Origin of the sequence: Cupriavidus sp. H19C3 (assembly GCF_049393815.1) — a bacterium.
Lineage (GTDB): Bacteria > Pseudomonadota > Gammaproteobacteria > Burkholderiales > Burkholderiaceae > Cupriavidus.
Window position 1 is genome coordinate 3,509,104 of sequence record NZ_CP184985.1, and the last position, 13,957, is coordinate 3,523,060.

Here is a 13,957-nt window from a genome sequence, read left to right on the forward strand (position 1 = left end):
GCCAGCGGCACCGGCCGCCGGCCGCCCTCCCACAAAACTTTCCGAGCCCTGCCGGCCCGTCGATCCGTCGATATGAGCGAGTATGCGTTTTCCGTGGCGGTACGTACCCAGTACCTGCCGGACCAGTCGGACCCCGAGCGGGGGCGCTATGCCTTCGCCTACACCATCAATATCCGCAACACCGGCGAGGTGGCCGCGCAGCTGATTTCGCGCCACTGGGTCATCACCGACAGCGACAACGCGTCGCAGGAAGTGGCGGGCCTCGGGGTGGTCGGTCACCAGCCCCTGCTCAAGCCGGGCGAGCATTTCGAATACACCAGCTGGGCCACCATCTCCACGCCGGTAGGATCGATGAAGGGCGAGTATTTCTGCGTGGCCGAGGATGGCCACCGGTTCGAGGTACCGATTCCCGAATTCGCGCTGGTGCTGCCGCGCATGCTGCACTGACGCGTGCCTGCGCGCCACGCTTCGGCAACCGGCCAGGCTGCAGGCCCCATCCGACCTCGGGCCTCAGGCCTCAGGCATCGCGCGGCGGGTCTTCCGTGCGCGGCGGCGCCTTGGCGCGCGAGGGATGGTCGTCCGGCGCGCGCGTCGGACGCGGATGCTTCTTCGCCGTTCCCATGGTCCAGATCACGATGAAGATCAGCAGGAACAGCGCCACGCCGGCTTCCAGCGCAAACAGCAGCATCGGGTGGTCTTCGAAAAACTGGCTCATGGGGGCACCGCGCGAAAGTGGTCGTCACCAGCCGCGATTGTAGGGGATGGGCCCGCGCCCAGGCACCCGATAACCGTAACGAACAAGAAATGGCAAATCTGGCATTGGCCGTGGCATCGCGCGGCACGGCAACTCGGATCCGGCAACTGGCCCGCCTGCCATCCGGCAACCCCGGCCGCCTTGGCTGGCTGCTGCTGGCCGGCGTGGCGATCTGGCTGGCCGGCTGTTCCAGCGGTCCCCCGCCGCGCGTACAGGGCCCGGGCGGGGCGCCTGGCGTGTCGACCCCGGCGCCCGCCGTATCCGGCGCGGCGGGGCGGCTGCAGCCGGTAACCTGGAACGACGTCGGCGGCTGGAGCCAGGACGATGTGCGCGCCGCCTGGCCCGCGCTGCTTGCCACGTGCCAGGCGCTCAAGAAGCGCCCGGACTGGAACCGCGTCTGCTCGGTCGGCATCATGGTCGACGCCGGCGACCTCGCCGCCATGCGCGAATACTTCGAGACCAATTTCCAGCCGTACCGGGTGATCAATGGCGATGGCACCGACAACGGCCTGATCACCGGCTATTACGAGCCGATCCTGCATGGCTCGCGCACGCGCCAGGGCCCGTACCAGGTGCCGCTCTATCGCCGGCCCGCCGCGCTCGGGCGCGGTGCGCTGCCGCCGCGCGCGGAGCTGATGCAGAACCCGGCCATGCGCGGCAATGAAATCGTCTGGGTCGACGACGCGGTGGAAGCCGCCTTCCTGCAGATCCAGGGCTCCGGCCGCATCCGCCTGCCGGACGGCACCATCATGCGCGTCGGCTTTGGCGGCACCAACGACCAGCCGTTCCGCTCGTTCGGCAAATGGCTGCTCGACCGGGGCGAGATCACCCCGGTGCAGGCGACCATGCAGGGCATCAAGGCGTGGGCGCGCGCCAACCCTGGCCGCGTCGAGGAGATGCTCAACGTCAATCCGCGCTTCGTGTTCTTCAAGGAATTGCCCCCCAATAACGATGGCCCGGTGGGCGCGCTCGGGGTGCCACTGACCGCGGAACGCTCGATCGCCGTCGACCCCGCCACCATCCCGCTCGGGGTGCCGGTGTTCCTGTCCACCACGCGGCCGCTCTCGACCGAACCGATTCAGCGCCTGATGTTTGCGCAGGACACCGGTTCCGCCATCAAGGGCGGCGTGCGCGCGGACTTCTTCTGGGGCGCCGGCGATGCCGCCGGCGAGACGGCCGGCCGCATGAAGCAGGGCGGCCGCATGTGGGTGCTGATGCCGCGCGGCTGAACCGCGCGGGCGGGCTAGCGGGGGCGCTGGTCGACGATGCGGCGCGCCTTGCCGACCGAGCGCTCGATGCCGCCTTCGCCCAGCAGCTCGATCGCGGCCGTCACGCCGATATACGCCTTGATGTCGTGTGCGAGCGCGGCCCGTGCGGTCGACGCCGCGGCGGCATCGGCGCCATGCCCGCATTCCACCCGCACGGTCAGCGTATCGAGCGGGCCTTCCTTGGCCAGCACGCACTGATAATGCGGCGCCAGGCCGGCATGCTTGAGGATCAGCTCCTCGATCTGCGACGGAAACACGTTGACGCCGCGGATGATCATCATGTCGTCGGCACGCCCCGTGATCTTCTCCATGCGACGGAAGGCCGGCCGCGCGGTGCCCGGCAGCAGTCGCGTCAGGTCACGCGTGCGATAGCGGATCACCGGCATCGCCTCCTTGGTGAGCGAGGTGAACACCAGCTCGCCGAATTCGCCGTCGGGCAGCACCGCGCCGGTCTCGGGATCGATGATCTCCGGATAGAAATGGTCTTCCCAGATGGTCGGGCCGTCCTTGGTTTCGGCGCACTCGTTGGCCACGCCCGGGCCCATCACCTCCGATAACCCATAGATATCGACCGCCGAAATGCCGAGACGCTTCTCGATGGCCACGCGCATTTCGGGCGTCCACGGCTCGGCGCCGAAGATGCCGATGCGCAGCGAGGTGGAGGCCGGATCGATGCCCTGGCGCTCGAGTTCGTCGGCGATCGCCAGCATGTAGCTCGGCGTGACCATGATGATCTCGGGCTTGAAGTCGAGAATCAGCTGCACCTGGCGCTCGGTCTGCCCGCCGCCGAACGGGATAGCGGTCAGGCCCGCGCGCTCCACGCCGTAGTGCGCGCCCAGCCCGCCCGTGAACAGCCCGTAGCCATAACTGATATGGACCTTGTCGCCGCGCCGCGCGCCCGAGGCCCGGATCGACCGCGCCATCACGTTGGACCAGGTCTCGATATCGCGCAGCGTGTAGCCCACCACGGTGGGTTTGCCGGTGGTGCCGGACGACGCATGGATGCGTGCCACCTGGTCCTGCGGCACCGCGAACATGCCAAACGGATAGTGATCGCGCAGGTCCTGCTTGGTGGTGAACGGAAAGCGCGCAAGGTCCGCCAGCGAGCGCAGCTGTTCCGGGTGCACGCCCGCGTCGTCAAACTTGCGCCGGTACACCGGGGAATTCGCATAGGCATGGTGCAGCGACCATTTCAGGCGCTCGAGCTGCAGTGCCTGCAATGCCTGCGGGCTGGCGGTCTCGATCGGCTCCAGCGGCAGGTCGGTGAGGGCGGGGCGCATGGGGTCTCCTGTCGAATCGGGTCAGGCGGCATCCGGGGGCGCCACCACGTTGCCCCGGATCTGGGCCGACTTGCCGCGGAACATCGCCACGGGCACGCCGGCACGGTTGGTTACGCGAATGTCGTAGATGCCGTGGCGACCCGCCAGCACCTGCTCCACGGCCTCCGCGGTCAGCACATCGCCGCCGTGCACCGGCTGCAGGAATTCGATGCTGCAGCCGGCCGCGACGGTATTGATGTTGTGGCTGTTGCAGGCAAACGCGAACGCGGAATCGGCGAGCGTGAACATCAGCCCGCCATGGCAGATGCCGTGCCCGTTGAGGAATTCGGCGCGCACCGGCATCGACAGCCGCGCATAGCCGGGTCGTACCGCTTCCACCACGATGCCGAGCCAGCGGCTGCAGGCATCGGCCTGGTACATGGCGCTGGCGGCGGCCTGCGCGAGCGCCTGGGCCTGGTCGCTGTGCTCGGACATGGCGCGGCTCCCTATGCGCCGGTAAAGCGCGGCGCGCGCTTCTCGAGGAACGCGTTGACCCCTTCGATGTAGTCGTGCGAGCGGCCCAGCTCGCGCTGCAGGTCGCGTTCGAGGTCGAGCTGGACCTCCAGGGTGCTGGTCGCGCTGGCGCGTATGGCGTGCTTGATCGCGGCCAGCGCGCGCGTGGGCTGCGCCGACAGATACGTGGCCAGTGCGAGGGCCTGCTCCGGCAGCAGCGGATCGTCCATGACTTCCCAGATCAGGCCCCATTTCTCGGCCTCGTCGGCGCTGAGCTTGTCGCCCGTCATCGCCAGGCCTAGCGCACGCGCCATGCCGATGCGCTTGGGCAGCAGCCATGTGCCACCGGAGTCCGGCACCAGCCCGATCTTGACGAAGGCCTGGATAAAACTGGCCGAACGTGCCGCCAGCACGATATCGCACGCCAGCGCCAGGTTCGCCCCGGCCCCGGCGGCGGTACCGTTGACGGCGGCGATCACCGGCAGCGGCATCGCCTGCAGGCGGCGCACCAGCGGGTTGAAGAAGCCGTCGATGATCTCGCCGAGGTCGGTCTGGCGGCCTGGCGTGAAGTCGAGGTCGGCGAGGTCCTGGCCGGCGCAGAAGCCGCGACCGGCACCGGTCAGCAGCAGCGCGCGCGCGCCGGCACCCTCGACCTGGTCGAGCGCGCTCCGCAATGCCTCGTGCATCGCCCGCGTAAAGCTGTTGAGCTTGTCTGGCCGGTTCAGCGTGACCACGGCCACGTCGCCATGCCATTGCAGCAGGATGGGACCGGAATCCAACGAGGAACGGCGGGCTGGCGACGAAGGCATAGGGGTCTCCCGTGGCATCGTGCTGAAATTAACCGACCACGCAGTCGGGAAATATTGGCACTATCCCCTAGGGCCGCCCCGGCGGGTCCCGCGCAGGCCCTGCGCAGGCCGTGGGCGGACGGGTAGCCCGGCGCCGGCGCTCAGGCAAAGCGGTCGTGCAGGACCTGTGCGGTCAGCTCGCGCATGTGCCAGTACATGTGGTGGATGCGCTCGGCGTACTTGTGCAGCGTCTCCGCATCGACGTCGTCGTAGGTGAGGACCACCGAAGGCTGCGAGCCGTCGCCCTCGAGCCGTTCGCAGGCATTGGAATCGGGCAGGCCGTATTTGTGCAGGAACGCGCGGATGTCGTTTTCGGATGCATCCGGATCGATGTTCGTCAACATCAGGCGTGACATGATGTCCTCCTGTCGTGCCAGGCAGGCACCGGCTCGATGTGCGCAACCATGAGTCTAGGTCGTCATGCCGCGAAATAACAGCGCGGTCTGGCTACACTTGGCAACCCCGATCCACAACAGGAGCAGACAATGTCGTACCAGAACATCCTCGTCGAGACGCGCGGTCGCGTCGGCATCGTGACCCTGAACCGTCCGAAGGCGCTCAATGCGCTCAATGACGCGCTGATGGACGAACTGGGCAGCGCGCTGACCGCCTTCGACCAGGACGAGGCGATCGGCTGCATCGTCATCACCGGTAGCGAGCGCGCATTTGCAGCGGGCGCCGATATCGGCATGATGGCCCAGTACTCCTTTATGGACGTCTATAAGGGGGACTACATCACGCGCAACTGGGAAACCATCCGCCGCATCCGCAAGCCGGTACTCGCCGCCGTGGCCGGTTACGCGCTCGGCGGCGGCTGCGAGCTGGCGATGATGTGCGACATCGTGATCGCCGCCGACAGCGCCAGGTTTGGGCAGCCCGAGGTCAAGCTCGGCACCATGCCCGGCGCGGGCGGCACGCAGCGGCTGCCGCGCGCGGTGTCCAAGGCCAAGGCCATGGACCTGTGCCTGACCGCCCGCATGATGGACGCCACCGAGGCCGAGCGCGCCGGGCTGGTGTCGCGCGTGGTGCCGGCCGACAAGCTGCTCGACGAAGCGGTCGCGGCGGCCGAGACCATCGCCGGCTTCTCGCTGCCGGTGGTCATGATGATCAAGGAGTCGGTCAACGCCGCCTACGAGACCAGCCTGGCCGAAGGCATCCACTTCGAGCGCCGCCTGTTCCACGCGACCTTCGCCACCGAGGACCAGAAGGAAGGCATGGCTGCGTTCGTCGAAAAACGCAGCCCGGACTTCCGCCATCGCTGAGACGGCGCAGAGGACGAATCAGGGAATACCCGAGGGCGGTGAAGGGGCTTTCACGCATGTGTTGCAGTGCTGTGAAATCGGGCTTAATATTCGCCCCCTCGCAACACAACGCCGAACGGAAACGACCAGACGGCGCGGGTTTGCGGGTGGTAGTAGAAGTAGAAGCAAGAGTCGGCGGAACGTCAGCGCAGCAAAATAAAACTGACGAAGCTGTTGACGAGTAGTGAAAAGCGCAGCATAATCTCGCTTCTGCGCTGCTGACGCAGAAACAAGCGCAGCAGCGGCGCGAACGGCAAAGCCGGAAGCGCAAGGTTCTTTAACAAACAAACAACCGATAAGTGTGGGCGCTTGATGACGGACGCACCGGAGTCTCGATCTGATCGAGGGTTCGGGAGCTTCAAAAGTTATCAGTGCTCGCACAGTAAAACATGTTGGTTCTGTCTTCGGACGGAGCCAGTCAGTTTTCTGAGAGTGAGCGACCGCTCGAAAGAGCGAGGTGCTTCGGCACCACACAGGTATTGAACTGAAGAGTTTGATCCTGGCTCAGATTGAACGCTGGCGGCATGCCTTACACATGCAAGTCGAACGGCAGCGCGGACTTCGGTCTGGCGGCGAGTGGCGAACGGGTGAGTAATACATCGGAACGTGCCCTGTTGTGGGGGATAACTAGTCGAAAGATTAGCTAATACCGCATACGACCTGAGGGTGAAAGCGGGGGACCGTAAGGCCTCGCGCAATAGGAGCGGCCGATGTCTGATTAGCTAGTTGGTGGGGTAAAGGCCCACCAAGGCGACGATCAGTAGCTGGTCTGAGAGGACGATCAGCCACACTGGGACTGAGACACGGCCCAGACTCCTACGGGAGGCAGCAGTGGGGAATTTTGGACAATGGGGGCAACCCTGATCCAGCAATGCCGCGTGTGTGAAGAAGGCCTTCGGGTTGTAAAGCACTTTTGTCCGGAAAGAAATCGCTCTGGCTAATACCTGGGGTGGATGACGGTACCGGAAGAATAAGCACCGGCTAACTACGTGCCAGCAGCCGCGGTAATACGTAGGGTGCGAGCGTTAATCGGAATTACTGGGCGTAAAGCGTGCGCAGGCGGTTTTGTAAGACAGGCGTGAAATCCCCGGGCTCAACCTGGGAATTGCGCTTGTGACTGCAAGGCTAGAGTGCGTCAGAGGGGGGTAGAATTCCACGTGTAGCAGTGAAATGCGTAGAGATGTGGAGGAATACCGATGGCGAAGGCAGCCCCCTGGGACGTGACTGACGCTCATGCACGAAAGCGTGGGGAGCAAACAGGATTAGATACCCTGGTAGTCCACGCCCTAAACGATGTCAACTAGTTGTTGGGGATTCATTTCTTCAGTAACGTAGCTAACGCGTGAAGTTGACCGCCTGGGGAGTACGGTCGCAAGATTAAAACTCAAAGGAATTGACGGGGACCCGCACAAGCGGTGGATGATGTGGATTAATTCGATGCAACGCGAAAAACCTTACCTACCCTTGACATGCCACTAACGAAGCAGAGATGCATCAGGTGCCCGAAAGGGAAAGTGGACACAGGTGCTGCATGGCTGTCGTCAGCTCGTGTCGTGAGATGTTGGGTTAAGTCCCGCAACGAGCGCAACCCTTGTCTTTAGTTGCTACGCAAGAGCACTCTAGAGAGACTGCCGGTGACAAACCGGAGGAAGGTGGGGATGACGTCAAGTCCTCATGGCCCTTATGGGTAGGGCTTCACACGTCATACAATGGTGCGTACAGAGGGTTGCCAACCCGCGAGGGGGAGCTAATCCCAGAAAACGCATCGTAGTCCGGATCGTAGTCTGCAACTCGACTACGTGAAGCTGGAATCGCTAGTAATCGCGGATCAGCATGCCGCGGTGAATACGTTCCCGGGTCTTGTACACACCGCCCGTCACACCATGGGAGTGGGTTTTGCCAGAAGTAGTTAGCCTAACCGCAAGGAGGGCGATTACCACGGCAGGGTTCATGACTGGGGTGAAGTCGTAACAAGGTAGCCGTATCGGAAGGTGCGGCTGGATCACCTCCTTTCCAGAGGCGCGTGTCCTGGAGTCAAGCGTTCACACTTATCGGTTTGTTTGCTGTTACAGCCAAGGGTCTGTAGCTCAGGTGGTTAGAGCACCGTCTTGATAAGGCGGGGGTCGTAGGTTCAAGTCCTACCAGACCCACCAAGTTATCGCGGGGGGATTAGCTCAGCTGGGAGAGCACCTGCTTTGCAAGCAGGGGGTCGTCGGTTCGATCCCGTCATCCTCCACCACTACCCTGGTAGTCCAAATGAAAGCGCTGCTTCGAGAAGCAAGAGAGAGCGCTTTCATTTGGCATTGCCAAGCAATCGCAAGATTGGCTGTTCTTTAACAATATGGGATGTAGTAAAGGTGTCGCGTGCGCATTGATGAGATGCGCGGCAGTATGCGCGATACCGGGTTGTGATTGTATCAACCAAAATGTAATCCAGTGATCGAAAGATGACTTGGAATACGGCACAAACGCGAGAACTCAGACCTGTAGTGAGCGTGTCGGAGGATGTAAATCCTGGAGACACACTTGTTATAGGGTCAAGCGAACAAGTGCATGTGGTGGATGCCTTGGCGATCACAGGCGATGAAGGACGCGGTAGCCTGCGAAAAGCTTCGGGGAGCTGGCAAACGAGCATTGATCCGAAGATATCCGAATGGGGAAACCCGGCCCGAATGGGTCATCCCTTGCTGAATACATAGGCAAGGGAAGCGAACGCGGCGAACTGAAACATCTAAGTAGCTGCAGGAACAGAAATCAACCGAGATTCCCAAAGTAGTGGCGAACGAAATGGGAAGAGCCTTGTACTCTTTAGCAGTGGTGTTAGCAGAACGGGATGGAAAGCCCGGCCATAGCAGGTGATAGCCCTGTATGCGAAAACACGATTGTGGAACTAGGTGTACGACAAGTAGGGCGGGACACGTGAAATCCTGTCTGAAGATGGGGGGACCATCCTCCAAGGCTAAATACTCGTGATCGACCGATAGTGAACCAGTACCGTGAGGGAAAGGCGAAAAGAACCCCGGGAGGGGAGTGAAATAGATCCTGAAACCGCATGCATACAAACAGTCGGAGCCCTTTCGGGGGTGACGGCGTACCTTTTGTATAATGGGTCAGCGACTTACATTCAGTGGCAAGCTTAACCGATTAGGGAAGGCGTAGCGAAAGCGAGTCCGAACAGGGCGTTGAGTCGCTGGGTGTAGACCCGAAACCAGATGATCTATCCATGGCCAGGTTGAAGGTGCGGTAACACGTACTGGAGGACCGAACCCACTAGTGTTGAAAAACTAGGGGATGAGCTGTGGATAGGGGTGAAAGGCTAAACAAATCTGGAAATAGCTGGTTCTCTCCGAAAACTATTTAGGTAGTGCCTCGTGTCTCACCTTCGGGGGTAGAGCACTGTCATGGTTGGGGGGTCTATTGCTGATTACCCCGCCATAGCAAACTCCGAATACCGAAGAGTGCAATCACGGGAGACAGACATCGGGTGCTAACGTCCGGTGTCAAGAGGGAAACAACCCAGACCGCCAGCTAAGGTCCCCAAGATTGGCTAAGTGGGAAACGAAGTGGGAAGGCTAAAACAGTCAGGAGGTTGGCTTAGAAGCAGCCACCCTTTAAAGAAAGCGTAATAGCTCACTGATCGAGTCGTCCTGCGCGGAAGATGTAACGGGGCTAAGCCAGTCACCGAAGCTGCGGACGCAAGCAATTGCGTGGTAGGAGAGCGTTCTGTAAGCCTGTGAAGGTGTCTTGTAAAGGATGCTGGAGGTATCAGAAGTGCGAATGCTGACATGAGTAGCGATAAAGGGGGTGAAAGGCCCCCTCGCCGTAAGCCCAAGGTTTCCTACGCAACGTTCATCGGCGTAGGGTGAGTCGGCCCCTAAGGCGAGGCAGAGATGCGTAGCTGATGGGAAGCAGGTTAATATTCCTGCACCGTCGTATGATGCGATGGGGGGACGGATCGCGGAAGGTTGTCCGGGTGTTGGAAGTCCCGGTCCCTGCATTGGAGAAGGCGCTCAGGCAAATCCGGGCGCGGAATTCAAGGATGTGGGGCGAGCGGCTTTATGCTGCGAAGCAATCGGAAGTGGTTCCAAGAAAAGCCTCTAAGCTTCAGTCATACGAGACCGTACCGCAAACCGACACAGGTGGGCGAGATGAGTATTCTAAGGCGCTTGAGAGAACTCGGGAGAAGGAACTCGGCAAATTGGTACCGTAACTTCGGGATAAGGTACGCCCTGGTAGCTTGACTGGCCTGCGCCAGAAGGGTGAAGGGGTTGCAATAAAATGGTGGCTGCGACTGTTTAATAAAAACACAGCACTCTGCAAACACGAAAGTGGACGTATAGGGTGTGACGCCTGCCCGGTGCCGGAAGATTAAATGATGGGGTGCAAGCTCTTGATTGAAGTCCCGGTAAACGGCGGCCGTAACTATAACGGTCCTAAGGTAGCGAAATTCCTTGTCGGGTAAGTTCCGACCTGCACGAATGGCGTAACGATGGCCACACTGTCTCCTCCCGAGACTCAGCGAAGTTGAAGTGTTTGTGATGATGCAATCTCCCCGCGGCTAGACGGAAAGACCCCATGAACCTTTACTGTAGCTTTGCATTGGACTTTGAACCGGTCTGTGTAGGATAGGTGGGAGGCTTTGAAGCGAGGACGCTAGTTCTCGTGGAGCCGTCCTTGAAATACCACCCTGGTTTGTTTGAGGTTCTAACCTTGGCCCGTGAATCCGGGTCGGGGACAGTGCATGGTAGGCAGTTTGACTGGGGCGGTCTCCTCCCAAAGTGTAACGGAGGAGTTCGAAGGTACGCTTGGTACGGTCGGACATCGTACCTAAAGTGCAATGGCAAAAGCGTGCTTAACTGCGAGACCGACAAGTCGAGCAGGTGCGAAAGCAGGACATAGTGATCCGGTGGTTCTGAATGGAAGGGCCATCGCTCAACGGATAAAAGGTACTCTGGGGATAACAGGCTGATACCGCCCAAGAGTTCATATCGACGGCGGTGTTTGGCACCTCGATGTCGGCTCATCTCATCCTGGGGCTGTAGCCGGTCCCAAGGGTATGGCTGTTCGCCATTTAAAGAGGTACGTGAGCTGGGTTTAAAACGTCGTGAGACAGTTTGGTCCCTATCTGCCGTGGGCGTTGGAATCTTGACGGGGGCTGCTCCTAGTACGAGAGGACCGGAGTGGACGTACCGCTGGTGTACCTGTTGTCTCGCCAGAGGCATCGCAGGGTAGCTATGTACGGAAGAGATAACCGCTGAAAGCATCTAAGCGGGAAACTCGCCTGAAGATGAGGATTCCCTGGAGGCTTGACCTCCTTGAAGGGTCGTTCGAGACCAGGACGTTGATAGGCTGGGTGTGGAAGCGCAGTAATGCGTTAAGCTAACCAGTACTAATTGCCCGTAAGGCTTGATCCTATAACTGGTGTGTCTTGCCCAGTGACGAGTTCAGCTGTGCCGCCTTGGCCAGTACAAGCACAACCCCAATACACAAGCAGTACCCAACCTTTACTACACCCCGATTCGCCGCGCTGACCGCCTTCGCGTCAGCCCGGCAACCCCTCATGCCTGGTGACCATAGCGAGTTGGAACCACCCCTTCCCATCCCGAACAGGACCGTGAAACAACTCCGCGCCGATGATAGTGCGGACTACCCGTGTGAAAGTAGGTCATCGCCAGGCTCTTATCCCCAGAACCCCCCAGCTTTACCGCTGGGGGGTTTTGTTTTTTTGCAACGCGAATTCGCTTCAGGGTCGCGGAGCATTCCTGCCGTCCCCACGCTTCTGATATTGTCGCCCCAAGTTCCGGCATCTGGTCATCGGAATGAAGCAGTCGGCAACAGCCAAGCCGCGCATCAGGTCAGCGGCAAAGGCATTCGGGGTGGGGTGAGATGGGGGTCAGGACGTTACAGCCAGCCTGGACTGGCGTGGCAGGCATGCTGTTGCTTGCCGGATGTGCATCGACGGCGATACCGCCGGATCCACCACCAGACCCCGCCAATCTCGCCGCGCTCTCCGCGATCGATTGCAAGACGTTCGCGGAAAAAGCCAGTCAGAACGCGGCCAATCCCGGCATTCTCGTTTCCCACCCTTCCGTTTCCAGTGCCGCCGGTCCGGCCTATGCCAAGGACCCGCTCGAGCTCGTCAATCGCACGGCACCAGTGGTATCGGCGGGCGCGGGACACGCGGACTCCGGCGCCGGTAGCGGCGATGGCAGCGATGCCGACGACGATGCCGAGGTGCCCGTCGTTCATCCGCTGCTGGACGCGCTGCCGCTGTTTTCCGAAGCGGTGCCTGTCGCCGCAATGCCGCCCGGTAGCGCGGCGCGCCTGCCGGCGGGCTGGCAGCCATGGACCATCAATCGCAACAAGGCGGCTACGCGTTATGCGCTGACCGAAGTCGACCAGCGCCTCGTGCTCCATGCCGAGGCGGACAGCTCAGCGTCCGGACTCTACGTGCCGCTGGCCCAGCGCAATGCAGGAGCTATCCGCTGGACATGGAAGACCCGCGATGTCATCCGCAATGCCGACAACAGCCAGAAGCAGCGCGAGGATGCGCCGCTGCGGCTGTTTGTCGCCTTCGACGGCGATCATTCCACGCTATCGCTGCGCGACCAGCTGATGTTGGAGATGGCCCGTATCACCACCGGCCGCGAGATGCCCTATGCCACGCTGATGTATATCTGGGGCGGCCGCCGCGCCGAGGGCACGGTGTTACCCAATCCATATACCGACCGTGTGCGCATGATCGTGGTCGACTCCGGCTCCCGTCACGCCAACCAGTGGCGTTGCCATGAGCGCGACCTGCGCGCGGATTATCGCAAGGCATTTGGCACGGAGCCCGGCAAGGTGATCGCGGTCGGTCTGATGACCGACACGGACAACACCCGCAGCCGGGTCGAGGCCTGGTACGGCGATATCGCGCTCGATTGAACGCATGGCATCGAGCGCGGGCCTGGCAGTCCTCCGCTCGCGCCCTTAGATGGAACACACCAGCGGTTCGGGCTTGTCCTCCAGCGCGAGCAGCGCGAACGACGCCAGCCAGTGCGTCGCCACATAGTGGCCGTCGACCGCCTGCGGCAACGATGCTTCCAGATGCGCGGCCCACGCGCGTTCCGCGAGCGGTTGCAGCGATTCAGGCAGGGCGGGGCCGAGCAGGCGCCAGCACCACGCGCGTGACAGGTTGAGCCCGTCGAGGTGCGAGAGCTTGGGATCGGTGCGATCGCTGACCAGCACCGGTGTCAGCCACGTAGCCAGATCGCTCTGCGCGGGCGCGAACATCTCCCACCATTCGCCGTAGTCGCAGCCGTCGAGCACATAGCGCATCAGCACGGCCTCGGTCATGCCGCCGGAGAGGAATTCGTCGCCGCCGGGCTCGTAGCGCGCCGGATAGCGCTGGTCGTGGCCGAACCACCGGTGCGCGCGCCGCACGATGGCCTTGCGCAGCGCCGGATGCGTGTCGGTATTGACGTAGCACCACGCCATGATCAGCGCGAAGGCGCTGTTGAAATGCGTGCCGGTGCGGATCGGGAAGTCGGCGATCTCCAGATAGTCGATCATCCGCTGCGCCAGGTGGCTCGCGAGCGGCGCGCAGGCGTCGGCCCAGCGTGCTGCCTGTGGATCGGTGGATGCCAGTGCACGCAACTCGGCCTGCAGGCGCAGCAGCCAGGCCCAGCCATAGGGCCGCTCGAACGTGCGCGAGCCGGCCAGTTCGAAATAGGCGAGCTCGGCGGCCAGTGCCTCGGGACGCAGTTGCGCATCGAGTGTGGCGCGGATCTCGCCGGCACAGTCCAGCGCGGGCCGTAGCGCGAGCAGGCGCACCAGCAGCCAGTGCATATGCACGCTCGAATGCCAGTCGTAGCTGCCGTAGAAGACAGGGTGCATGACTTCCGGCGCCACCAGGTCGTGCGGGCCGGTCATCAGGTGATCGACCTTGTACGGGTAGCGTCGCACGATATTGTCGAGCGCGACGCGTGCAAAGCGCGCGGCGGCGTGGTCGTCCAGCGATGGGTGTGCCATG

At 62.0% G+C, this 13,957-nt stretch carries 11 protein-coding genes, 2 tRNA genes and 3 rRNA genes; 9 read left to right on the top strand and 7 right to left on the bottom strand.

All coding sequences use genetic code 11. The annotated features are described in order from the left end of the window. The first annotated feature begins 72 nt into the window (after positions 1-72). Positions 73-447: a Co2+/Mg2+ efflux protein ApaG gene (apaG, locus tag DFLDMN_RS16255; RefSeq protein WP_423195909.1), complete on the top strand. Its 375-nt coding sequence runs from the start codon at positions 73-75 to the stop codon at positions 445-447. A gap of 70 nt (positions 448-517) precedes the next feature. Here apaG and DFLDMN_RS16260 read toward each other — a convergent pair whose 3' ends face one another. Then, positions 518-715, bottom strand: a complete 198-nt coding sequence (locus DFLDMN_RS16260) for a hypothetical protein (protein WP_423195910.1) — start codon at positions 713-715, stop codon at positions 518-520. Positions 716-804: 89 nt separating this feature from the next. On the opposite strand from DFLDMN_RS16260, the gene DFLDMN_RS16265 reads away from it, so the two are divergent. Beyond that, positions 805-1,983 (top strand): murein transglycosylase A, encoded by a 1,179-nt coding sequence (locus DFLDMN_RS16265; RefSeq protein WP_423195911.1) that lies wholly within the window; start codon positions 805-807, stop codon positions 1,981-1,983. A gap of 14 nt (positions 1,984-1,997) precedes the next feature. Here DFLDMN_RS16265 and paaK read toward each other — a convergent pair whose 3' ends face one another. The 4 genes from paaK to DFLDMN_RS16285 all read right to left on the bottom strand — a co-directional run bounded on the left by paaK (position 1,998) and on the right by DFLDMN_RS16285 (position 4,998). After that, positions 1,998-3,302: a phenylacetate--CoA ligase PaaK gene (gene paaK / locus DFLDMN_RS16270; protein WP_423195912.1), complete on the bottom strand. Its 1,305-nt coding sequence runs from the start codon at positions 3,300-3,302 to the stop codon at positions 1,998-2,000. Positions 3,303-3,323: 21 nt separating this feature from the next. Next, positions 3,324-3,776, bottom strand: a complete 453-nt coding sequence (gene paaI / locus DFLDMN_RS16275; protein WP_423195913.1) for a hydroxyphenylacetyl-CoA thioesterase PaaI — start codon at positions 3,774-3,776, stop codon at positions 3,324-3,326. 11 nt (positions 3,777-3,787) lie between these two features. Then, positions 3,788-4,621 (bottom strand): 2-(1,2-epoxy-1,2-dihydrophenyl)acetyl-CoA isomerase PaaG, encoded by an 834-nt coding sequence (gene paaG / locus DFLDMN_RS16280; RefSeq protein WP_423195914.1) that lies wholly within the window; start codon positions 4,619-4,621, stop codon positions 3,788-3,790. Between the two features lie 122 nt (positions 4,622-4,743). After that, positions 4,744-4,998, bottom strand: coding sequence for an RNA-binding protein (locus tag DFLDMN_RS16285; RefSeq protein ID WP_423195915.1), 255 nt, complete (start codon positions 4,996-4,998; stop codon positions 4,744-4,746). A 129-nt stretch (positions 4,999-5,127) separates the two neighbouring features. Here DFLDMN_RS16285 and DFLDMN_RS16290 point away from each other — a divergent pair, with 129 nt between their 5' ends. Continuing rightward, positions 5,128-5,904 carry an enoyl-CoA hydratase gene (locus DFLDMN_RS16290; protein ID WP_423195916.1) on the top strand — a complete coding sequence of 259 codons (777 nt, stop codon included), beginning with the start codon at positions 5,128-5,130 and terminating at the stop codon, positions 5,902-5,904. Positions 5,905-6,086: 182 nt separating this feature from the next. Here the strand turns inward: DFLDMN_RS16290 and DFLDMN_RS16295 are convergent, their stop codons facing one another. Continuing rightward, positions 6,087-6,305, bottom strand: coding sequence for a hypothetical protein (locus DFLDMN_RS16295; protein WP_423195917.1), 219 nt, complete (start codon positions 6,303-6,305; stop codon positions 6,087-6,089). A gap of 119 nt (positions 6,306-6,424) precedes the next feature. Between DFLDMN_RS16295 and DFLDMN_RS16300 the strand changes: the two genes are divergently transcribed. From DFLDMN_RS16300 to DFLDMN_RS16325, 6 genes are all read left to right on the top strand, one after another. Continuing rightward, positions 6,425-7,956: ribosomal RNA gene (locus tag DFLDMN_RS16300) — 16S ribosomal RNA — on the top strand. A 63-nt stretch (positions 7,957-8,019) separates the two neighbouring features. Continuing rightward, a tRNA-Ile gene (locus tag DFLDMN_RS16305) sits at positions 8,020-8,096 on the top strand. A gap of 10 nt (positions 8,097-8,106) precedes the next feature. Next, positions 8,107-8,182 (top strand) — tRNA-Ala (locus DFLDMN_RS16310). A 296-nt stretch (positions 8,183-8,478) separates the two neighbouring features. Beyond that, positions 8,479-11,357: ribosomal RNA gene (locus DFLDMN_RS16315) — 23S ribosomal RNA — on the top strand. A 149-nt stretch (positions 11,358-11,506) separates the two neighbouring features. Further along, positions 11,507-11,620: ribosomal RNA gene (gene rrf, locus DFLDMN_RS16320) — 5S ribosomal RNA — on the top strand. The 16S, 23S and 5S rRNA genes sit together here with 2 tRNA genes alongside, the layout of an rRNA operon. 209 nt (positions 11,621-11,829) lie before the next feature. Then, entirely contained in the window at positions 11,830-12,870 is a 1,041-nt protein-coding gene (locus tag DFLDMN_RS16325) for a DUF3047 domain-containing protein (protein WP_423195918.1), read from the top strand. Between the two features lie 45 nt (positions 12,871-12,915). On the opposite strand, the gene DFLDMN_RS16330 is transcribed toward DFLDMN_RS16325, so the two are convergent. After that, positions 12,916-13,956, bottom strand: a complete 1,041-nt coding sequence (locus DFLDMN_RS16330; RefSeq protein WP_423195919.1) for a DUF2891 domain-containing protein — start codon at positions 13,954-13,956, stop codon at positions 12,916-12,918. Position 13,957 lies beyond the last annotated feature (1 nt).